Annotated in this window: 18 protein-coding genes; 14 read left to right on the top strand and 4 right to left on the bottom strand. The window is 67.6% G+C overall.

Features of this window, described 5'->3' with window-relative positions; translation table 11 throughout:
- Positions 1-5 precede the first annotated feature (5 nt).
- The gene (locus PLE19_15875) at positions 6-2,993 is read right to left on the bottom strand and encodes an AIR synthase-related protein (protein ID HPD16432.1); all 2,988 of its coding nucleotides are present in this window, start codon (positions 2,991-2,993) and stop codon (positions 6-8) included.
- A 267-nt stretch (positions 2,994-3,260) separates the two neighbouring features.
- On the opposite strand from PLE19_15875, the gene PLE19_15870 reads away from it, so the two are divergent.
- Positions 3,261-3,749 (top strand): ferritin family protein, encoded by a 489-nt coding sequence (locus tag PLE19_15870; protein ID HPD16431.1) that lies wholly within the window; start codon positions 3,261-3,263, stop codon positions 3,747-3,749.
- Between the two features lie 64 nt (positions 3,750-3,813).
- On the opposite strand, the gene PLE19_15865 is transcribed toward PLE19_15870, so the two are convergent.
- Positions 3,814-5,532 carry a carbon starvation CstA family protein gene (locus PLE19_15865; protein HPD16430.1) on the bottom strand — a complete coding sequence of 573 codons (1,719 nt, stop codon included), beginning with the start codon at positions 5,530-5,532 and terminating at the stop codon, positions 3,814-3,816.
- A gap of 176 nt (positions 5,533-5,708) precedes the next feature.
- On the opposite strand from PLE19_15865, the gene PLE19_15860 reads away from it, so the two are divergent.
- The 5 genes from PLE19_15860 to PLE19_15840 all read left to right on the top strand — a co-directional run bounded on the left by PLE19_15860 (position 5,709) and on the right by PLE19_15840 (position 11,698).
- Positions 5,709-7,007, top strand: a complete 1,299-nt coding sequence (locus PLE19_15860; protein HPD16429.1) for an SLC13 family permease — start codon at positions 5,709-5,711, stop codon at positions 7,005-7,007.
- 86 nt (positions 7,008-7,093) lie between these two features.
- Positions 7,094-8,395 (top strand): SLC13 family permease, encoded by a 1,302-nt coding sequence (locus PLE19_15855; protein ID HPD16428.1) that lies wholly within the window; start codon positions 7,094-7,096, stop codon positions 8,393-8,395.
- Between the two features lie 105 nt (positions 8,396-8,500).
- Complete coding sequence (locus PLE19_15850) at positions 8,501-9,376, top strand: EamA family transporter (protein ID HPD16427.1); 876 nt, start codon at positions 8,501-8,503, stop codon at positions 9,374-9,376.
- A 32-nt stretch (positions 9,377-9,408) separates the two neighbouring features.
- On the top strand, positions 9,409-10,641 hold the full coding sequence (locus tag PLE19_15845) for a hypothetical protein (protein HPD16426.1): 1,233 nt from the start codon (positions 9,409-9,411) through the stop codon (positions 10,639-10,641).
- A gap of 106 nt (positions 10,642-10,747) precedes the next feature.
- The gene (locus PLE19_15840) at positions 10,748-11,698 is read left to right on the top strand and encodes an amidohydrolase family protein (protein HPD16425.1); all 951 of its coding nucleotides are present in this window, start codon (positions 10,748-10,750) and stop codon (positions 11,696-11,698) included.
- Between the two features lie 182 nt (positions 11,699-11,880).
- Here PLE19_15840 and PLE19_15835 read toward each other — a convergent pair whose 3' ends face one another.
- Both PLE19_15835 and PLE19_15830 read right to left on the bottom strand, forming a co-directional pair.
- Positions 11,881-12,438, bottom strand: coding sequence for a LemA family protein (locus PLE19_15835; protein HPD16424.1), 558 nt, complete (start codon positions 12,436-12,438; stop codon positions 11,881-11,883).
- Positions 12,439-12,558: 120 nt separating this feature from the next.
- The gene (locus PLE19_15830; protein ID HPD16423.1) at positions 12,559-13,236 is read right to left on the bottom strand and encodes a hypothetical protein; all 678 of its coding nucleotides are present in this window, start codon (positions 13,234-13,236) and stop codon (positions 12,559-12,561) included.
- Between the two features lie 162 nt (positions 13,237-13,398).
- On the opposite strand from PLE19_15830, the gene PLE19_15825 reads away from it, so the two are divergent.
- The 8 genes from PLE19_15825 to PLE19_15790 all read left to right on the top strand — a co-directional run bounded on the left by PLE19_15825 (position 13,399) and on the right by PLE19_15790 (position 19,775).
- On the top strand, positions 13,399-14,271 hold the full coding sequence (locus tag PLE19_15825) for a serine/threonine-protein kinase (protein ID HPD16422.1): 873 nt from the start codon (positions 13,399-13,401) through the stop codon (positions 14,269-14,271).
- 91 nt (positions 14,272-14,362) lie between these two features.
- On the top strand, positions 14,363-14,938 hold the full coding sequence (locus PLE19_15820; protein HPD16421.1) for a 2-oxoacid:acceptor oxidoreductase family protein: 576 nt from the start codon (positions 14,363-14,365) through the stop codon (positions 14,936-14,938).
- A complete protein-coding gene (locus tag PLE19_15815; GenBank protein ID HPD16420.1) occupies positions 14,935-15,249 on the top strand; it encodes a 4Fe-4S binding protein in 315 nt (104 codons plus the stop codon). The genes PLE19_15820 and PLE19_15815 overlap by 4 nt, the downstream gene beginning before the upstream one ends.
- A gap of 22 nt (positions 15,250-15,271) precedes the next feature.
- Complete coding sequence (gene porA / locus PLE19_15810) at positions 15,272-16,462, top strand: pyruvate ferredoxin oxidoreductase (GenBank protein ID HPD16419.1); 1,191 nt, start codon at positions 15,272-15,274, stop codon at positions 16,460-16,462.
- Positions 16,463-16,526: 64 nt separating this feature from the next.
- Entirely contained in the window at positions 16,527-17,492 is a 966-nt protein-coding gene (locus PLE19_15805) for a thiamine pyrophosphate-dependent enzyme (GenBank protein ID HPD16418.1), read from the top strand.
- Positions 17,493-17,611: 119 nt separating this feature from the next.
- Positions 17,612-17,851 carry a DUF2283 domain-containing protein gene (locus tag PLE19_15800; protein HPD16417.1) on the top strand — a complete coding sequence of 80 codons (240 nt, stop codon included), beginning with the start codon at positions 17,612-17,614 and terminating at the stop codon, positions 17,849-17,851.
- Positions 17,852-17,865: 14 nt separating this feature from the next.
- Complete coding sequence (locus PLE19_15795) at positions 17,866-18,594, top strand: hypothetical protein (protein ID HPD16416.1); 729 nt, start codon at positions 17,866-17,868, stop codon at positions 18,592-18,594.
- The gene (locus tag PLE19_15790; GenBank protein HPD16415.1) at positions 18,591-19,775 is read left to right on the top strand and encodes an SGNH/GDSL hydrolase family protein; all 1,185 of its coding nucleotides are present in this window, start codon (positions 18,591-18,593) and stop codon (positions 19,773-19,775) included. The genes PLE19_15795 and PLE19_15790 overlap by 4 nt, the downstream gene beginning before the upstream one ends.
- The last annotated feature ends 14 nt before the right edge of the window (positions 19,776-19,789 follow it).

Raw genomic sequence — 19,789 nt, 5'->3', positions numbered from 1 at the left:
CCGCTTCAGATTCCTTCGAAGGTGGCCTTCCACCTCGCTTTCAGGTCAATCACGCTGGCGTCGAGGACGGGCGCGCCGTCGAGGCCGACGAGGCGCAGGTGCGGCTCGTCGGTCGTCTCGCCGATGCAGGCGCAGGGCAGGCCGCCTAGCGTCTCCTCGAAGGCCGCCCGGTCGGCGGGCGCCACGGTGACGAGGAAGCGGCTGCTGGATTCCGAGAATAGCAGCACATCGTCACGGTCCACGCGAAGGGCGGGCACGCGCCGCAGGTCAATGGCCATGCCCAGCTCGCCGGCGAAGGCCACCTTGGCCAGGCCCACGCCTAGCCCGCCCTTGCCGGGCGCGTGGGCCGAGTGCACGAGGCCCTTTTCGATGGCCTGCGCCATCGCCGCCAGGGTGGCCTTGGCTACCGAGGCGCAGACGCGGGGCACGCTGGCGCCGATCCGCTCGGGGTGGCCGTCCAGACGGCCCAGGTAGCGGGCGTACTCGCTCCCGCCCAGCTCGGCCTTCGTCTCGCCCACCGCGTAGACCAGGTCGCCCGCGCACTTCGCGTCCATCGTCACCGCCTTCCGCACGTCGTCCATCTTGGCGATGACAGAGAACAGCAGCGTGGGCGGGATGGAGATCTTGACCCCGCCGCGCGTCGAGTCGTTCTTCATCGAGTCCTTGCCGCTGATGAGGGGCACGCCGAAAGCGGTGGCGTAGTCGTAGAGGGCCCTGTTGGCGCGGACGAGTTGTGCGAGCTTGTAGTGGCCGTCGGGCGTCTTGGCGCTCTGCACGGGGTCGGGCCAGCAGAAGTTGTCGAGGCCGGCCATGTGGTCGAGCCGCGCGCCCGTCGCCACGGCGCGGCGGAGCGCCAGGTCCATGATGGCCCCGACCATGTGGTACGTATCCACGTCCGAGTAGTGCGGGTTGATCCCCTCGGTGAGCACGATGCCCTCGACGCCGTCGTAGTCGGCGAGGAAGACCGAGGCGTCGGACGGCGCGTCGTTGTAGAGGCCGACGAAGGGCTTGACGACGGTGAGTCCCTTGACCTCGTGATCGTACTGGCGGCTCTTCTTCTCGAGGGAGCACAGGTTCAACTCGGCGAGCAGGTCGGGCAGCGCCACCGCGACGGGGGGGGCCGAGGCCAGGTGCGGCTCGGGCGGCCGGGGCGGCGTCCACACGGCCTTCAGGCGCATCTTGGGCAGGCCGCTGTGGAGGAACTCGAGGTCCACCAGCGCCACCGTGCGGTCGCCGTAGCGGACGTGGAACTTGCCCGAGTCGGTGAAGCGCCCGAGCACGGTGGCTTCGACCTCGCGGCGGCGGGCCAGGTCGAGGAACGCCGCGATGTGCGGCGGCGGCACGGCCAAGCTCATGCGCTCCTGGGCCTCGGAGAGCAGAATCTCCCACGGGTCCAGGCCCTGGTACTTCAGCGGGGCGGCGGCCAGGTCGAGTTCCGCGCCGCCGGCCGACGTGGACATTTCGCCGATGCTGGACGAGAGCCCTCCTGCCCCGTTGTCGGTGATGCACGTGTAGAGGCCCAGGTCGCGGGCCTCGAGCAGGAAGTCGGTCATCTTCTTCTGCGTGATCGGGTCGCCGATCTGCACGGCCTGGGCGGGCGACTCCTTGCGGAGCTCCTCGGACGAGAAGGTGGCGCCGTGGATGCCGTCCTTGCCGATACGGCCGCCGGCCATCACGATGAGGTCGCCGGGGTTGGCCTTCTTGTGCTCGGAGGGCTGGCCGTGAAGGGTGCGGGGCAGGATGCCCACGGTGCCGCAGTAGACCAGCGGCTTGCCGAGGTAGCGCTCGTCGAAGATCTCCCAACCACGGGCGTAGGGGATGCCGCTCTGGTTGCCGCCGTCAATCACGCCCTTGTGCACGCCGTCGCGGATGCGGCGCGGGTGCAGCAGGCCCTCGGGCAACTCGCCCTCGAAGAAGGGCGAGCCGAGGCAGTAGCCCCACACGTTGATCTGAAGCTGCGCCCCCTTCCCAGTGCCGAACGGGTCGCGGTTCACGCCCACGATGCCCGTGATGGCGCCGCCGTAGGGGTCGAGCGCCGACGGGCTGTTGTGGGTCTCGACCTTGTAGGCGAGGCTCCACTGGTCGTTGAAGGCGATGACGCCGGCGTTGTCGTGGAACACGCTGAGGAGCCAGGGGCACTGGTCGCGCAGGTCCTCCGTGGCTCGGCGGATGTAGCTCTTGAACAGCGAATCAATCCGCGAGACCTGGCCATCCTCCACGTACTCGATCTCGGCATTGAAGATCTTGTGCTTGCAGTGCTCGCTCCAGGTCTGCGCGATCATCTCCAGTTCGGCGTCGGTGGGGTTCGGCCCGAGGCCGTAGCGCCGCCGCTCGGCCTGTCGGGCCGGGTCGGCGAAATAGTCGCGGATCGCGTGCATCTCCTCCAGCGAGCACGACAGGATGCCCTCGGAACTGATCCGCATCAACTCGGCGTCGGAGACCCGGAGGTTGTACTCGCGCACCGTCGGGCGCTGTTCGCCTTCGACGACGGGGATCGAGAGGTCGGGCTCGGCCGCCCGCCACTCCTCGAGGCTCTGCACCGTGATCGTCTCGATCAGCTCGTTAGCCAGCAGCCCGGTGCCGATGCGGCGCACGTCGTCCCGCCCCAGCTCGGCGCCGGTGAGCAGGAACTGCCGCTCGGTGTACACCGCGTCGGCGTCGGGCAAGCGGCGGCCCAGGATGTCCTCGATGGCCGTCTTCGACGTGCGGCCGACGTTGTCGGTCACGCCCGGCTTGTAGCCCACCGTGAGCATCCAGTGGAAAGGCGGAGCATCGAGCCGACCCACCGCCGAGCGCTCGATCACGGGGTCCGTGAACTCGCGGCGCACGGCCTCCACCTCGGCCGGCGTCAGGTCGGCGTGCACCTTGTAGACGGTGCGCGTCTGCACCGTTTCGACCGGCAGGCCGAGGAACGTGCGGATGCTCTCCGCCACGCCCTCGCCGTGCGCGTCCCGCACCCCGTGCCGATAACCGACCTCGATGCGATGAACCATAGGCGAATCCCGCGTCAACTCCCGCATGCAGTATACCGATTCCGAGCAGCGGCGCAACTGCCAGACCCCGCGCCGCCCATGAGGGGGAAGAGACCCAAGGGACACTGGGACGAAGCGAGACACCATGGACCCCATCCCTGCTTGTCCCCTGGGTCCCGTCTGTCCCTTTCTTCGCCTTGCGCCGCAACGCTCTCTGCCCTATGATAGGCGAAGCGGGGGGACTGGTCTCGGGCATCCGCGTCACACACAGCGTGAGGAGGCAGGCCGATGGCGAACGGTGGGTTGTTCCGAGTGGCCGAGGTGGTGCAGATGGCGATCGAGGAAGAGCACAACGGCAAGCTCTTCTACGACGCTCTGGCGAAATGCGCGAAGAGCCCCGTGCTCAAGGAAGCGGCCCGGCGGCTCGCCGTCCAGGAAGAGGGCCACGAGAAGGCCTTCACCGCCCTCCGCGACCGCCTGGGCCTCCCCGCCCAGAACGAGACCTATCCGGGCGAGTACGCCAACTACATGAACGCGCTGATGAACGGCAAGACCTTCCCGAACGAGGAGGCCGCCGTCAAGCTGGCGCAGGACGCCGGCGGCGACGTCGCGGCGGTGTCCACGGCCATCCTCTTCGAGAAGAACACCCTGCTCTTCCTCAGCGAGATGAAGACGCTCGTGTCGGACCGCGACGCGGCGATGGTGGACGAGCTGATTGACGAGGAGCGCCAGCACCTGGTGGACCTCTCGAACCTGCGCACGATGCTGACGGTATGAGACGCGCACCGCGTACGCATCCCGGGAGGGCGAAGCGATTCGCTCTCCCGTTCCATGTCCGGCCTCAGGCCGTGGCGGGCGCGGGGGGCCGCGACAGGGGCCTGATGAACACGCGCACAGCCTCGACCAGCATCAGCCCTGCCAGCCCGATCAGCACCAGGGCCACCCACGGCACAGGGTCCGCCGTGACTCCTTTGGCCCCGAAGCTGCCCGCGATCGCCAGCACCAGCGCCCACACACTCATCACATACATCCACACAGCGGGCAGGCCCGTGATCAGGCAGCCCCAGCGCGCGCGCCCCGTGCGCCACAGCCACACGGTGACGCCGATCAGCGTGAGCGCCGCCAGCAACTGGTTGCTTGCGCCAAAGAGGCCCCAGAACACCTTCCAGGCGGGGATGACGGCCCCCTTGGCGTCGAGCGTGGTGCGCATCACGAACGCCAGTGGCACCGCGGCCGTGAGCGCCGTGGCAAACCAGCGCCCGCCCCGCGATTGCCAGCCCAGCAGTTCCTGCACGATGTACCGCCCGAGGCGCGTGCACACGTCCAGCGTGTCGTAGACGAACGTCGTGAACGCCATCAGGCCGAACGAGATGCCCAGCACCGGGTCAATGCCCACGACGCCCAGGAACTTGCCGATGCCCAGCGCATAGATGAAGTTGGGCTTCGGGCTCTTGAGCGCCGCATCGCCCGGCGCCAGCATCATGAGGCACAGCAGCGACACCACCGCCACCATGCCCTCCAGCAGCATCGCCCCGTAGCCGATCGGCTTCGCATCGGTCTCGTATCGCAACTGCTTCGACGTGGTGCCCGACGCCACGATGGCGTGGAACCCCGAGCACGCGCCGCATGCGATGGTGATGAAGAGAATGGGAAACAACGCGTCGCCACCCGGCGCCGTCCAGCCCCGGAACGCAGGGAATTGGGCCACGTTGCCGCCGAACACGACGCCCAGCAGCGCCGCGGCCAGCGAGGCGAAGAGGAAGTAGCCACCCAAGTGCCCGCGCGGCTGAAGCAGGATCCACATCGGCGCCACCGACGCCACGAAGCAGTAAGCCAGCAGCAACACGTCCCACACCTTCACCGCCTGGTTGCCCGAGAGGCCCAGCAACGCGGCCAGGTCCAGGGGAATGTGTTGCCCCGCCCAGATGGCCACGCCTACGAGCGGCAGGAAAATGATCGTGGCCCACCGCAGCGACAGGCCCGCGTAGCGCAGCAGCACGCCCATCACCACGGGCAAGGCCAGGTAGAGCAGCGACGACGTGGCGATGCCCCCGCCCGAGACTCTCTCGCCGCTCTCAAGCTCCTGCACGCCGACGAAGCTGGAGGCCGTGATGTCGGTGAACGCCACGATCACATAGACGAGCGCGAGCCACACGAAACCCAGGAACAGCAGGTAGGCCCGCTGCGTCATGTGCTCCTTCACCACCTCGGCGATCGAGCGGGCCCTATGGCGCACCGAGGCGACAAGCGCGGCCATATCGTGCACCCCGCCGATGAAGATCGAGCCGAGCACGATCCACAGCAGCGCGGGCACCCAGCCGAACATCAGCCCGGCCAGGATCGGCCCCACGATGGGGCCGGCCGCGGCAATCGCCGAGAAGTGCTGGCCGATAAGAAAACGCGGACTGATCGGCACGTAGTCCGCGTCGTCCCGCAATTCCACCGCTGGCGTCTTGGCGTGTGGGTCAAGCCCGAGCAGCCGCGACAGCATCGGCCCATAAAGCACGTAGCCGCCCAGCAGCACTGCGGCGCACAAGGCCGCCAGCACAAGCAGACTCATTGCCGAAGGTCTCCTGACACCCTCTTCGCTAATCATAGCACGCGTCGTGTGCGAATGGAACCACAATTCGCCCGCCCTGTCAAACCTGCGTCAGCGGTTGACACAGCCGGCATCGCCCCTTATCATGCACCGAAGCCGTGGCGCTGGGACCGCCATGGCCCAAGAGGAATCGCGCGATGCTCGCCTGGATCGTGTTGGCCGTATTCGTCGTCGTGTACGGCTGGCTGTGCTTCGCCACGGGGCACCGCGTGAAGGTGCTGTGGGCCGGCGTAGTCGCGCTCGTCGCGGCCCGCTACCTGCTGCCGGGCCAGGACCCGCAGGGCGCGTTCACCCTCGCGGCCATCGCGCGCGAGGGGATCAGTTGGAACGTGCTGGGCGTGCTCGCGGGCGCGATGATGATCGCCGACCTGTTCATGCGCTCGGGCGTGCCGGTGCTGCTGGCCGACCGCATCGCGGAGCGCTGCCGCACGGCCCGCGCGGCGCTGGTGGCGGTGTGCGTGTTCTCGGGCTTCATCTCGGCGTTTGTGGACAACGTGACGACGGTGCTGCTGGTGGCGCCCGTGGCGCTGGCCATGGCGCAGCGCACGGGCGCCCATCCCGTGCCGTTGCTCGTCGGCATTGCCGTGAGCGCCAACCTCCAGGGCGCGGCCACGCTGATCGGCGACCCGCCGAGCATGCTCCTCGCCGCCGAGTTCCGCCTGGGGTTCAACGACTTCTTCGTCCACCAGGGCAAGCCGGCCATCTTCTTCGCCATCCAGGTCGGGGCGGCGGTGAGCGCGCTGGCGCTCTTCTTCATCTTCCGCCGCGAGCGCGAGCCGATGGCGCACCTCGAGGTCACGCCGCCGAAGACCTGGGTGCCCGTGGGTTTCATCGCCGTGATGATCGCCTTCCTCGCCTCCTCGTCGCGCTTCGACCCCGATTTCGTGTGGCTGGCGGGCACGGGCAACGTGATCCTGGGCGCGCTGGCCTTCGCCTGGGGCCTCTGGCGCGAGCCGAAGGAGGCGAAGGAAGTCCTGAAGCGCTACGACGTGCCGACCGTTTTCTTCCTCGCGGGCATCTTCGCCATCGCCTACGCGATGAACTGCTTCGGCTGGGTGAAGGCCATTGCCGATGGCATCGCGCGTCTCGTGGGCGGCAACCAGTTCGCCGCCTATACCCTCATCGTGTGGCTCAGCGTCGCCGTGTCGGCGTTCGTAGACAATATCGCCTATGTCGCCGTGATGCTGCCCGTGGCGAAGGGTCTGGCGGCCAGCGTGGGCGGCGAGCCGTTCCTCTACGCGGCGGGCCTTCTCATCGGCGCGTGCATCGGCGGCAACATCACGCCCATCGGGGCCTCGTGCAATGTCGTGGCCGTGGGAGTCCTGCGGCGGCAGGGGCACAAGGTCACCTTCGGGCAGTTCGCGCGCATCGGCCTGCCGTTTACCCTTGCGGCCACAACCGCCGCCTACCTCTTTGTATGGGTCTTCTGGAGTTGAGTCGCGGCGGCGGTTGACAAGGCCGCGGGCGCGCGCTACCATCCATTCTCCCCAGTGCCCATATTTCCCCTGTCGAGGCCGCGGCCGTGCAGCTCCGCTGGATTGTCCTGGGCATCTTCACCCTCACCTATGCGTTTCTGTGCCTCTCGTGTCGCAGGCGCGCGCTCGGCGTGTGGATCGGGATCGCGTTGATGGCGCTGGCGCGGCTGGTGCTGGCCGGCCAGGACCCTGCCGGCGCGCTCACCCCGCGCGCGGTGGTCTTCGACGCCGTGTCGTGGAACGTGCTCGGCGTGCTGGCCGGGGCGATGCTGATCGCCGACCTGTTCATGGCCTCGGGCGTGCCGCTGCTGCTGGCCGACCTGATCGTGGACCACTGCCGCACGACCCGCCTGGCCATCGTGGGCGTGTGCCTGTTCTCGGGCCTCATCTCGGCGTTCGTGGACAACGTGACGACGGTGCTCCTGGTATCGCCCATCGCGCTGGCCATCTCGCAGCGGACCCAGGTGTCGCCCGTGCCGATCCTGATCGGCATCGCGGTGAGCGCCAACCTCCAGGGCGCCGCCACGCTGATCGGCGACCCGCCCAGCATGCTGCTGGCCGGCGCCTTCCGCCTGTCGTTCAACGACTTCTTCTTCCACGCTGGCAAGCCGTCGCTGTTCTTCGCCATGCAGGTGGGCGCGGCGGCCAGCGCCGTGGTGCTCTTCCTGGTCTTCCGCCGCCACCGCCAGCCGATGGAGCCGGTGGAGGTAGTGAAACCGAAGACGTGGGTGCCGGTGGGCTTCATCGTGGTGATGATCGCCTTCCTCGCCTCGTCGTCGCGCTTCGACCCCGACTTTCGTTGGCTGGCCGGCACGGGCAATCTGATCCTGGGCACTGTGGCCTTCGCCTGGGGCATGATGCACGAACCGGGCGAGGCCAAGCAGATCCTCAAGCGCTACGAGTTCCCCACGATGTTCCTGCTCGCCGGCATCTTCGTGCTGGCCTATGCGATGGACCGCTTCGGGTGGGTGAAGGCCATTGCCGAAGGCATCGCGAATCTCGTGGGCGGCAATCAGTTCGCCGCCTACACCCTCATCGTGTGGATTTCGGTGCTCGTGTCAGCCTTCGTGGACAACATCGCCTACGTGGCCCTGATGCTGCCGGTGACGAAGACGCTCGCGGCTGCGGTGGGCGGCGATGCGTTTCTCTACGCCTCGGGCCTGTTGATCGGCGCCTGCATCGGCGGCAACATCACGCCCATCGGCGCCTCGTGCAACGTGGTGGCCGTGGGTGTGCTGCGCCGCGAGGGGCACGCGGTCACCTTCGGCCAGTTCGCGCGTATCGGCCTGCCGTTCACCCTTGCGGCCACGACCGCCGCCTATCTGTTCGTGTGGGCGTTCTGGGGCTGAGCGCGGCGTCAAGCTACAGGCCACAGGCCTCCGAGCGGCGGGGCATTGGGCCGGGAGCTTGCGGCTCGTAGTTTGTGGCTCTCGGCTCGACGCTCGGGGCTTCCAATGGAACTCGTTCCCCTCCTCATCGTGCTGCTGTCGGCCGTCGGGCACGCGATGTGGAACTTCTTCGCCAAGCAGTCGCAGCACAAGCTGGCCTTCATCTGGGGCCTGTACGCGCTCGGCGCGGTCTTCTTCCTCCCGCTGTACCTGGTGCAGGGGCTGGATGCGCGGCTCGGCGTCGAGGCGTGGGTGTGCATTGTGGCCTCGGCCGCGGCCAAGGCGGTCTACGTGATTTTCCTGGCCGAGGCGCTGCACACGTGCGACCTGTCGCTCGCCTATCCCCTGAGCCGCATCGCCCCGGCCATCGTGCCGTTCTGGGCCATGGCCTTCCTGGGCGAGCGCCTCTCGTGGCTGGGCGGGCTGGGCATCGGGGTCGTGTGCGTGTCCATCGTGGCCATTCACCTCCAGGGCGCCGGCATCCAGCACATGCTGCGCGTGCACCACTCGTTCCTGACGCGCGGCACAGCCTTCGCCCTGGCGGCTGCCCTGATGGTGTCGGCCTACTCGATCATTGATAAGCTGGCGATGAGCCGTTACGCCGACCCGATCCCGTTCAACTACATCCACTGGGTGGTCACGGTGGTGATGCTCACGCCCTACGTGGCGTGGCGGTGCGGGGTGCGCGACGTGGCGGCGCTCTTCCGCAGCGAGTGGCTGCCGCTCACTATCTCGGGTTTCCTGGATTTCGGGGCCTACGTGCTGGTGCTCTACGTGATGGAGTCCAGCAAGGTGAGCTACATCGTGGCCGCGCGGCAGCTCAGCCAGATCGTGGCCATCGTGCTCGGTACGGCGGTGCTCAAGGAGCGCTGCGGCGGCATCCGCATCTTCGCCGGCGCCCTCATCCTCATCGGCATCACCCTCATCGGCCTGGCGAAGTGAGCATCAGGCCGGTCCTTTGTGGAAGGTTGAACATGGATGCCCGCCCCGACTTGCTCGATGCGCGGTCGCCCAAGGGAATCGAGGTCTTCCAGCTCACGGGCGAGGACTGCCCTTCGAGCCACGTGTACATGGAGGCGCAGGTCTTCACGCCCGATTCGCGCCGCTTCATCCTCCACCGCTCGGCGCATGCCCATGGCAGCAGCCAGCACGACCCCGACCACCGCTATCTCGTCTGCGAAACGGCGACGGGCGAGCTGACGCCCGTCACCGACGAGACGGGCGCCACCGCCCCCTCCGTCTCGCCCGACGGCAAGACCCTCTACTACTTCGTCAACGAGACACGGGTCAACGGCGGCAAGCTCACGCTGAAGCGGGTGGGCCTGGACGGCTCGGACCGACGGACGATCCTCGTCCTCGATTCGCCTCTGCCCGACACGAGCTTCCGCCCCAGCGGCATCTACCCCCTCTCGACCATCTCGTCCGATGGCAAGCGGCTCGCGCTCTCGGCCTTCCTGGGCGACGGGCAGACGAAGGACGCGCCCTTCGGCCTGATGATGTTCGACCTTGAACAGGCCGCCGTCCGCCTCATCCTCCACGGCCAGACCTGGTGCAACGTCCATCCCCAGTACTGCCGCTCGACCGAGGCCGCCGCCTCGCACGACCTCCTGGTGCAGGAGAACCACGGCAACCAGTGCAACGAGCGGGGCAGCATCATCAAGCTGGTCGGCCCCGAGGGCTGCGACATCCACGCCGTGCGCGACGACGGCACCGACTTCCGCAACCTGCCCTGGGGCCGCGACGGCAACGAGCACCCGCAGGGCCACCAGTGCTGGCGCGGCCGCTCCCCCCGGGCGATCACCAGCACCGGCACCCGCAAGCCGCCCGAGAACCAGCTCATCGAGAGCCCGCCCGCGCCCTTCGCCGGCCACGTCGGCATCCGCACGCCGGGCGGGGTGCGCAACGACCTCACGCGCACCTTCCCCCAGCCGCGCTTCTGCCATTTTGCCACCGACATTGCGGGCCGCCGCCTCGTCTCCGACGCCTGGCACGAGAAGGGCTGGCACTTGTACCTCGCCGACCTGCCAGCCAAGGAGGGCGAGCCGCTGGAACGTTGGTGGTATCTCCTCGACCCGCGCTCGTCGCGGAACAAGGACACGCACCCGCATCCGTTCCTGTCGCCCGACGGCTCGATGGCCTTCTTCAACTCCGATGAGAGCGGGCTGCTCCAGGCCTACATGATTCGGGGGCTGGACACGCTTCATTGAGGGATGAATGGATGGCTGGATGGGTGGATGAATGTCAGGCAACCATCCAATCATCCATTCATCCAACCATCCAGTTATCCTCTCCGGTCACACCAGGAGACTGCCCATGCTCGCCACTCGTCGCCGTTTCATGGCGACCTCCGTCACCGCCGGCTGCTTCGCCGCCTTCGCAGGAGAACCACCTATGCTGCCCGCCGTAGACACCCATCAGCACCTGTGGGACCTCACGAAACTGCGCCTGCCATGGCTCCAGCCCGGCGGCGAATTAACCCGCAACTACGTGATGACGCACTACCTCGAGGCCGCTGCCGGTCTGAACATCGCCAAAGCCGTCTACATGGAAGTGGACGTGCGGCCCGAGGACAAGCTGGCCGAGGCGGAATACGTGGTGGACCTCTGCCAGCGCAAGGACAACCCGACCTGCGCCGCGGTGATCGGCGCGCGCGTGGCCGAGCCTGGCTTCAGGGACTACATTGCGCGTTTCAGGGGCAGCCCGTATGTCAAAGGCGTCCGCCAGATCACAGGCAAGCCCGGCCAGTACCTCGAGGATGCCTTCGTGAAGGGCATCCGCCTGTTGGGCGAATTGGGGATGAGCTTCGACATCTGCACCAGCCCAGCCCGCCTGGGCGAGGCGGCGGAACTCGTCGAACGCTGCCCCGACACCCGCTTCGTGGTGGACCACTGCGGCAATGTGCCGCCCAAGGCCCTCCTGCCCGGCGGCGACAGGGGAGTGGCCGACGCCTGGCGGCGCGACATGGCCCGCCTCGCCAAGGCGGGCGACCGCATCATCTGCAAGCTCTCGGGCATCGTGGCCAGCCTGCCGCGCGGCCAGTGGACGCCCGACGACCTGGCCCCCGCCATCAACGCCTGCATCGAGACCTTCGGCCCCGCCCGCTGCGTATGGGCCAGCGACTGGCCCGTCTGCACCCGCGGCGCCACCCTCGCCGAATGGCTCACCGCCTTCCGCGCCATCATCGCCCCCCGCCCAGAAGCCGACCAGCGCAAGCTCCTCCACGACAACGCCGTGCGATTCTATGGATTGAAGGATAAGGCGTAGGAATGGTGGGGGGAAAGTTCCTGCAGGAATTTTCCCCCCGTCGCCCCCTTCAAGGACTCTCTGACTGGGCCACGGCATTCGAGCGGCTCGAATGCTGTGGCCCAGCGTGAGAGTTCTTGGCAAGGAGGGGGTGCGGGGGAGGAATCCCTTCTTGCGAAGAAGGGATTCCTCCCCCGCTTCCCTCACACCGACGCGTCGGGGACGCTGCGTTCGCGGAGGTCGGCGATTTCGAAGAATTCGCGGCGGGTGAAGCCGCCGATGCTGGCGATCAGGTTGGTGGGGAACATCTCGACGAGGTTGTTGTTCTCGCGCACATTGCCGTTGTAGAAGCGGCGGGCGGCCTGGATGCGGTCCTCGGTGTTCACCAGCTCCTCCTGGAGCTGGAGGTAGTTCTGGCTGGCCTTGAGGTTCGGGTAGTTCTCGACGCGCACGAGCAGGGCAGAGAGGGCGCGGACGAGCTTATTCTCGCTCGCCGCCTGGCTCTCGGGCGAGCCGTTGTTCGCCACGCACTCCTGGCGGAGGGCGGTGATCTTCTCCAGCAGCGCGCGTTCGTAGCTCGCATAGCCTTTCACGCAGTTCACGAGGTTCGGGATCAGGTCATAGCGGCGTTTGAGCTCGGTGTCAATGTTGTGCCACGCCTCGGTGCAGTGGTTGCGCGCCCGCACGAGGCGGTTGTACATCCCGAACACGAACAGCAGCAGCGCGAGGGCCACGATGGCAACGATGATTGCAGGGTCCATCAGGTCTCCTGAGGCACGGCGCCGGCATCACATGGATGGACACGGACTGACACGGACGGGCAGGCACCTGCGCCGGCGCTCGTGCGTCCGTGCATGTCCGTGTGGGGCCGTGTCATTTCCTCAGCTCCGGTACAGGTATTCGGGAAGCAGGTTGACGATCTGGACGAGCTGGTCGAGGCGCGCGGGGATCTCCTCGGGTTTGAGGCGGCGGTTGAAGGAGAGGGCGATGGCGGTGTGCTCGATCTCGAGCGACAGGTCGCGGTGCTGAAGCAAATACTCCATCATGCGCGTGTGGCACACATCGTAAGCGAACCTGCGGTTCTTTGACCGGACGCAGAAGGCCCTGGAGAATTCGAGGGACTCGAAGTCAATGTCCTCGAAGCCGAGCATCTGGCCGAACTTCTGCCAGAAGCCCTCGGGGTAGATGCGCAGCTCGGGAAAGTCGCGGCGCTGCTCGAGGAGGAAGAAGCTGAGGTAGTGGTGGTGGGTCTGGCGGTGGCCCTTGGAGTCGGTGGAGTGGGTCTCGTAGTGGAAGTCGAAGGCCTGGACGGGAAAGCCCTGGTAGTCGCCGCGGAGGATGTTGAAGGCGTAGCGGTTGTCGCCCTGGCGCAGCGCGTCGAGGAAGCCGTAGCGGAGCGGCAGCGCGGGGTCGCGGCCGGGGCTGAAGACCAGGCCCAGGCGCTCCGCGAGGGCGGCGAATGCCTCGCGGCGCTTCTTCTCGGCCAGCCAGCCGAAAATGGCCAGGCCCACCACCGCGAGGATACCGCCCACGACGAAGAGGGCGAAGACACCGTTCATCCCGCCTCCTTGCGGCGGCTCCCCTCGCCGCCGCCGATGCAGTCTACCGCGCGGCGGCCCATTGTCAAGTCGCGATCGGGCGGCCGCGAGCCGTGTTTGACTCCCCGGCAGCGGCTGACTATAATGAGGCCGTGGGAACTCCCCTAGAGGGCGGAGAGCGACGTGGCGCTGCTCGATCGGCTTTTCGGCTCGCACGGCGAGAACGCCGACCCGTCGGTGTACGGCGAGCACCGCGCGACCGAGCGGATCGCGGTGGGGCGGATCTCGACGCTCTACCGCGGGGAGCACGTGCGGACGCGCGAGCCTGTGGCCATCAAGGTGCTCAGCGAGTACGGCGACCGCGTGGCCGACAAGCTGACGCAGAAGCTCAAGAAGCCCTGGGAGGGCGAGCGGGCGCTGGCGCTCCAGCACCCCAACGTGGTGCGCACCATCGCCTGCGGCAGGGAGCACGGGCACTATTACATTGTCATGGAGTACCTCGCGGGCGGCAATGCCGCCTCGCTGCTCCAGATCAAGTCGCCGCTGGTCGAGGGCCGGAAGATCGAGATCATGCGCCAGGCCGCCCGCGGCCTCGAGTACGTGCACAGCCGCGGCATCATCCACCGCGACATCTGCCTGCGAAACATCATGCTGGCGGCGGACGGCACGGCCAAGCTGATCGACTTCGGCGTGGCCGCGCACAAGAACGACCGGATCCGCGACACGGGGCGCCGCACGGGCCGGCCCGCCTACATGGCGCCCGAGCTGATCCGCCACAACCACTTCGACGAGCGGACCGACATCTATGCCTTCGGCGTGGCGCTCTACGAGCTGGCGTGCGGCCAGAAGCCGTACCGCACGAGCGACGACCCGCAAGAGGCGCTCACCATCGTGCTCAACACCCCCATCCCGGGGCCCAGCACGGTGCGGCCCTCGGTCAGCCGCCCGCTCGAGAAGATCATCCTCCAGGCCATTGACCCGCGCCCCCAGGCGCGGTACCAGTCGGTCTCGTACCTGCTGGACGACCTGTCGAGGGTGACCGACGCCGATCTGTGATTCCCCGGCAGGAGCGAGGCATCCCGCCCCGCCCGAGCCCGGCCTGCCCTGCGGCAGGCTGTTGTGTGTACCTTGGAAACGGGAGCCCGACATGGCAAAGGACCTCACCGAGATCCGCTGGCACGGCCGCGGCGGCCAGGGGGCCAAGACGGCGGCCACCATGGTTGCCGAGGTCGCCCTCGAAGAGGGCAAGTACTCGCAGGGATTCCCCGAGTACGGCCCCGAGCGCATGGGCGCGCCCATCCGCGGCTACACCCGCATCGCCTCCGAGCCGATCCGCCTCCACTGCCCGATCACCGCGCCCGACGTGGTGGTCATCCTCGACGCCACGCTCATCGGCGCCGACGACCTGGCCGACGGCCTGAAGCCCGACGGCGCCATCATCGTCAATACCCCCGAACCCCCCGCCGCTATCCGCAAGCGGCTCGGCGTCAGCCACGGCAAGGTGTACACCGTGGACGCCACCAAGATCGCCATCGAGACCATCGGCCGCCCCATCCCCAACACCCCGATGATCGGCGCCCTCCTTCGCGTCAGCGGCTTCATGAAGCTCGAGACCGTTTTCCACGACATCGAGAAGAAGTTCCTCAAGAAGCTCGGCGCCGCCGTCGTCCAGGGCAACATTACCGCCGTCCAGCGCGCCTACCAGGAGGTCCAAGGCGAATGAGCACCAAGAGCGAGCCCCTGACCGCGAAGACCATGCCCATCGGCAGCGCCATCCCCGAGGCCGGCAACGCCGCCCAGTATCGCACCGGCTCCTGGCGCACCTACCGTCCCGTGTGGGACCCCGCCAAGTGCAGCCACTGCCTCACCTGCTGGATCCTGTGCCCCGACTCCTCCATCCGCGCCGAGCAGGGCAAAATGAAGGGCATTGACTACGACCACTGCAAGGGCTGCGGCATCTGCGCCCACGAGTGCCCCGACAAGCGCAAGCCGCTCTCCATGGTCCTCGAGTCCGAGGCCGGCCCGAAAGAATAATCCCCCAGGAGCAACCCAAGCCATGGCCACCATCGCTGAGCAGACCCGCGTCTCGCTGACGGGCAATGACGCCGCCGCCGAGGCGCTGCGCCAGGCCAACCCCGACGTGGTCCCGGCCTACCCCATCACCCCGCAGACTGAGCTGATGCACAAGTTCGCCGACTTCCACGCCAACGGGCTCGTGGACAGCGAGATGGTGCTCGTGGAGAGCGAGCACAGCGCGATGAGCGCCGCCATCGGCGCCTCGGCCGCCGGCGCCCGCGTGGCCACCGCCACCAGCTCCCAGGGCTATGCCCTGATGGTGGAGGTGTGCTACATCGCCGCCGCCTACCGCCTGCCCATCGTCATGCCCCTCGTCAACCGCGCCCTGTCCGGCCCCATCAACATCCACTGCGACCATTCCGACGCCATGCTCGCCCGCGACACGGGCTGGATCCAGCTCTGGAGCGAAAACTCGCAGGAAGCCTACGACAACACCCTCATGGCCTTCCGCATCGCCGAGCACCCCGACGTGCTCACGCCCACCATCGTGAATCTCGACGGCTTCATCATCAGCCACACAGGCGAGGTGGTGGACATCCTGAAGGACGAGCCGGCCCGCGCCTTCGTGGGCAGTTACCAGCCCGCGCGCTCGCTGCTCGACACCGAGCACCCGTACTCCGTCGGCGCGCTCTTCCTGCCCGACAACTACTACGAGGCCCGTCGCCAGCAGCAGGCGGCCATCGAGGGCGCCCTGCCCGTCATCGAGGCCGTGAGCCGCGAATACGGCGCCCTCTCGGGCCGCTCCTACGGCATCCTCGAAGGCTATCGCCTCGACGACGCCGAGCTGGTCCTCGTCGGCCTCGGCTCCACCATCGGCACGTCGAAGGTGGCCGTGGACGCGCTCCGCGAGACAGGCGTGAAGGCCGGCCTCCTGAAGATCCGCCTCTACCGCCCCTTCCCCGGCCCGCAGATCATCCAGGCCATCCGCCACGCCAAGGCCGTGGGCGTGCTCGACCGCGCCATCTCCTACGGCCTCAACGGCGGCCCCCTCTTCCACGAGGTGCGCTCCGCCGCCTACGGCCGCATGACGGCCCCCTTCGCCAGCTACGTCTACGGCCTCGGCGGCCGCGACATCATCGCCGACGAAATCGTGGGCATCTTCCGCGACCTGGAGGCCGTCTCCAAAGGCGCCGATGCCGCCCAGGCGCGCTATATCGGAGTGAGGGAATGAAACGGTCTTCGGCTCTTACCCCGAACCCCGAACACCGATAACCTAACACCGAAAGGGCTTCAGAATGGCCATCCGCCTCAAAGACCTCACCGACTGCCCCGAGCTGCTCTCGGGCGGCCACCGCGCGTGCGCCGGCTGCACCGCCCCCTCGATGATCCGCCAGTTCCTCCTCGCCGCCGGCAAGGACACCGTGGTCGGCTCCGCCACCGGCTGCATGGAGGTCGTCACCACCATCTACCCCTACACCGCCTGGCGCGTGCCCTTCATCCACAACGCCTTCGAGAACTCCGCCGCGACGATCAGCGGCGCCGAGGCCGCCTACAACGCCCTGAAGCGCCGCGGCCGCATCCCCGCCGACAAGAAGATCAACTTCATCGCCATGGGCGGCGATGGCGGCACCTACGACATCGGCCTCCAGTCGCTCTCCGGCGCCATGGAACGCGGCCACCGCATGCTCTACATCTGCTACGACAACCACGCCTACATGAACACCGGCATCCAGCGCTCGGGCGCCACGCCCAAGGGCGCCGCCACCTCCACCGCGCCCGCAGGCAAGGTCCACGGCGGCAAGGAGCAGAACCGCAAGGACCTCACGGCCATCATGCTCGGCCACAACCTGCCCTACCTCGCCCAGGCCAGCCCCTACAACCCCCGCGACCTCATGGCCAAAGTCCAGCGGGCACTGGAGATTGACGGGCCGACGTTCCTCAACGTCCTCGCCCCCTGCCATCGCGGCTGGCGCTGCAAGGTCGAGGAGTCCATGGCCATGGCCCGCCTGGCCGTCGAGACCTGCTTCTTCTCGCTCTTCGAGGTGGACCACGGCGTGTGGAAGATCAACTACAAGCCCAAAGAGAAGAAGCCGCTCGTCGAGTGGCTCAAGCCCCAGGGCCGCTTCGCCCACCTCTTCAAGCCCGGCGGCGAGAGGGTCATCGCCGAACTCCAGGCCGAGGTGGACCGCAAGTGGCAGGAACTCCTCGACCGCGAGGCCGCCAGTCAGGCCAAGGCGGCGGCTGCCGCCCAGGCGAGCTGAAGCCGCCGCTGAGCCAAGAACGCCACCAAGGATGCCAGCCTCCTCCTCTGGGGGTTGGCATCCTTGCTTTCCCCCCGCCGCGCGCTATACTGTGCGTGCAGGAGCAGGGAACCTGTACGATGCAACTGACCTACGACCCCCGCTACAACATCGCCTACATCCGCCTGCGCGAGAAGGCGACTGGCGTCGAGACCATCCGCGCGAGCGACGCCCTGAACGTGGACATGGCTCCCGACGGCACCGTATACGGCATCGAACTCCTCAACGCCAACGAGCAACTGCTGGCCCAGGACAGGGGCGCCCTCGTCGTTGTCAACGAGTCCCTCGGCGAGCGCCAGGACATCGACCTCAAACGATAGCGCGGAGGCGCTCCATGCGCTGCACCTGGCCTGCTCTCATCGGGCTGGTGCTCCTCGCCGCCGGCTGCGCCTGCCCCGCGGCCTACTGGCGGAACCGTGGGCTCGACTTTGCCGATTGCTTCCGAGCCGAGGCCGGCACGGGCATTGGACTCGACATCCAGTTGGCCGCGACAGACTGGCTTGCAGCGGGCGTGGGCGCGTCGGGCAGCCACATGGCCGGTTTCGTCGGCCGCCACCCCGTCGGACCCCGACACGGCAACGGCCGGAATGTGCACTTCGGCTACCCGCTGCTCAACGTCCTTGTGCCTGTGGCGTTGCTGACGGGGGAGGAGGCGGGCCACGATGATCCGTTGCTGCTGGCCTTCATCGCCCCGTTCCTGCTGGTTGACTGTCAATGGCGCAACGCCCCCCGGTCGGACGCCGGCGGAGGCTGGTTCCCCGACGTCAAGCAGCGCGAGTGCTCTCCCCTCTATCGCCTGGTGGCGTCGGGATTCGGAATCAATTTTCCTGCTCTCGCGGTCGGCGGCCGCGGACGGGGGCTGCGCGCGCCCGGACCGAAGCTGGTGGACGCCTTCGAGGTGGACGTGGGAGCGACTCTCATCGCCCCGAGCGCGCGGGTCGGCTTCAGCTTCGGCCAGTTTCTCGACTTTCTCCTCGGCTGGACGACGCTCGACATCGCAGGCGACGACGAGGCAAGGGAATCGGCTCCGCCTCCAACCCCTCAAGAGGACAGAACACGATGATGGCGACGCTCGCGATTGTGGCGGCTGCGGCGGCAGCCGCAGGACAGCAGGGCATGGGGAGCAACCCCGACCATTGCTTCGCCCTCCGCGGCAGCCTGGCCAATTCGCGGATCAAGATCGAGCGCGAGAAGAAGGCGCGGGTGGCGTTTCTCGGCGGCTCGATCACTGAGGCGAACGGGTGGCGGGTGTTCACGCAGGAACTGCTCAAGAAGCGATACCCCGACACCGACTTCGATTTCGTGGACGCCGGCATCTCGTCCACCGACACCACGCTCGCGCCCTTTCGCCTCAAGAGCACGGTGTTCCCCAAGGGGCCGGTGGACCTGCTGTTCTTCGAGTTCGCGGTGAACGACCTGCACAACAGCCGCACGGCGACCGAGAGCATCCGGGGCGTCGAGGGCATCATCCGCCAGGCCCGCACTCTCAACCCCGCCATTGACCTCGTGATCCTCTACTGCGCCGACGAGGACAAGATGGAGTACGTGCGGAAGGGCCAGGTCGCCCCGCAGATCGCCGCGCACGAGAAGGTGGCGCAACACTACGGCGTCTCGGCCATTGACCTCGCCCGCGAGGTGACGCTGCGGATTGACAACGGGGAGTTCGACTGGAAGAAGTTCGGCGGCCTCCACCCCTCGCCCTTCGGCCACCAGCTCTACGCCGCCTCGATTGGCCGCTTCCTCGACGCCGCCTGGAAGGAGCCGCTCCCCGCCGACGCCGCGGTGAAGCCGCACCCCCTGCCCGATAAGCCTCTCGACCCGCAGCACTACGGCCGCGGCCGATTCGTGGACATCAAGGAAGCCACGGTTCGGAGCGGCTGGCAGCTCGTGCCCAACTGGAAGCCGTCCAAGGGCGCTACGAGGAAACAATTCGTCAACTGCCCGGTCCTCGAGGCCAACGAGCCGGGCGCCACGCTCAAGCTCAAGTTCAACGGCACCGCGATTGGCGTCCTCGAGGCCGCAGGCTACGACGTGGGCATTCTGGAGTTCAGCATAGACGGCGCGCCCTTTCGCAAGCTCGACCAGTTCACCCAATGGAGCGAGGGACTTCACATCCCATGGGCCTACCTGTTCGACGCCGAACTGAAGCCCGGCGATCACGAGCTCACGCTTCGGGTGTCCGCCGACAAGAACCCCAAGAGCCAGGGCCACGCCGCCCGCCTCCTCCAGTTCCTGGTGAACTGAGAACACAGGAGACA

This window comes from Planctomycetota bacterium (assembly GCA_035384565.1).
GTDB lineage: Bacteria > Planctomycetota > PUPC01 > DSUN01 > DSUN01 > DAOOIT01.
Note: the sequence above shows the minus strand (reverse complement) of the source record. Positions and strands in the feature narration are given on the sequence as shown.

What these genes read in the sequence shown, in the direction of transcription:
- PLE19_15820 (HPD16421.1), top strand. Translation starts at nt 14,363, where the DNA reads ATGGCAAAGGACCTCACCGAGATCCGCTGGCACGGCCGCGGCGGCCAG.
- PLE19_15830 (HPD16423.1), bottom strand. Translation starts at nt 13,236, where the DNA reads ATGAACGGTGTCTTCGCCCTCTTCGTCGTGGGCGGTATCCTCGCGGTG.
- PLE19_15815 (HPD16420.1), top strand. Translation starts at nt 14,935, where the DNA reads ATGAGCACCAAGAGCGAGCCCCTGACCGCGAAGACCATGCCCATCGGC.
- PLE19_15845 (HPD16426.1), top strand. Translation starts at nt 9,409, where the DNA reads ATGGATGCCCGCCCCGACTTGCTCGATGCGCGGTCGCCCAAGGGAATC.
- PLE19_15795 (HPD16416.1), top strand. Translation starts at nt 17,866, where the DNA reads ATGCGCTGCACCTGGCCTGCTCTCATCGGGCTGGTGCTCCTCGCCGCC.
- PLE19_15875 (HPD16432.1), bottom strand. Translation starts at nt 2,993, where the DNA reads ATGGTTCATCGCATCGAGGTCGGTTATCGGCACGGGGTGCGGGACGCG.
- PLE19_15865 (HPD16430.1), bottom strand. Translation starts at nt 5,532, where the DNA reads ATGAGTCTGCTTGTGCTGGCGGCCTTGTGCGCCGCAGTGCTGCTGGGC.
- PLE19_15850 (HPD16427.1), top strand. Translation starts at nt 8,501, where the DNA reads ATGGAACTCGTTCCCCTCCTCATCGTGCTGCTGTCGGCCGTCGGGCAC.
- PLE19_15790 (HPD16415.1), top strand. Translation starts at nt 18,591, where the DNA reads ATGATGGCGACGCTCGCGATTGTGGCGGCTGCGGCGGCAGCCGCAGGA.
- porA (HPD16419.1), top strand. Translation starts at nt 15,272, where the DNA reads ATGGCCACCATCGCTGAGCAGACCCGCGTCTCGCTGACGGGCAATGAC.
- PLE19_15805 (HPD16418.1), top strand. Translation starts at nt 16,527, where the DNA reads ATGGCCATCCGCCTCAAAGACCTCACCGACTGCCCCGAGCTGCTCTCG.
- PLE19_15800 (HPD16417.1), top strand. Translation starts at nt 17,612, where the DNA reads ATGCAACTGACCTACGACCCCCGCTACAACATCGCCTACATCCGCCTG.
- PLE19_15840 (HPD16425.1), top strand. Translation starts at nt 10,748, where the DNA reads ATGCTCGCCACTCGTCGCCGTTTCATGGCGACCTCCGTCACCGCCGGC.
- PLE19_15860 (HPD16429.1), top strand. Translation starts at nt 5,709, where the DNA reads ATGCTCGCCTGGATCGTGTTGGCCGTATTCGTCGTCGTGTACGGCTGG.
- PLE19_15870 (HPD16431.1), top strand. Translation starts at nt 3,261, where the DNA reads ATGGCGAACGGTGGGTTGTTCCGAGTGGCCGAGGTGGTGCAGATGGCG.
- PLE19_15835 (HPD16424.1), bottom strand. Translation starts at nt 12,438, where the DNA reads ATGGACCCTGCAATCATCGTTGCCATCGTGGCCCTCGCGCTGCTGCTG.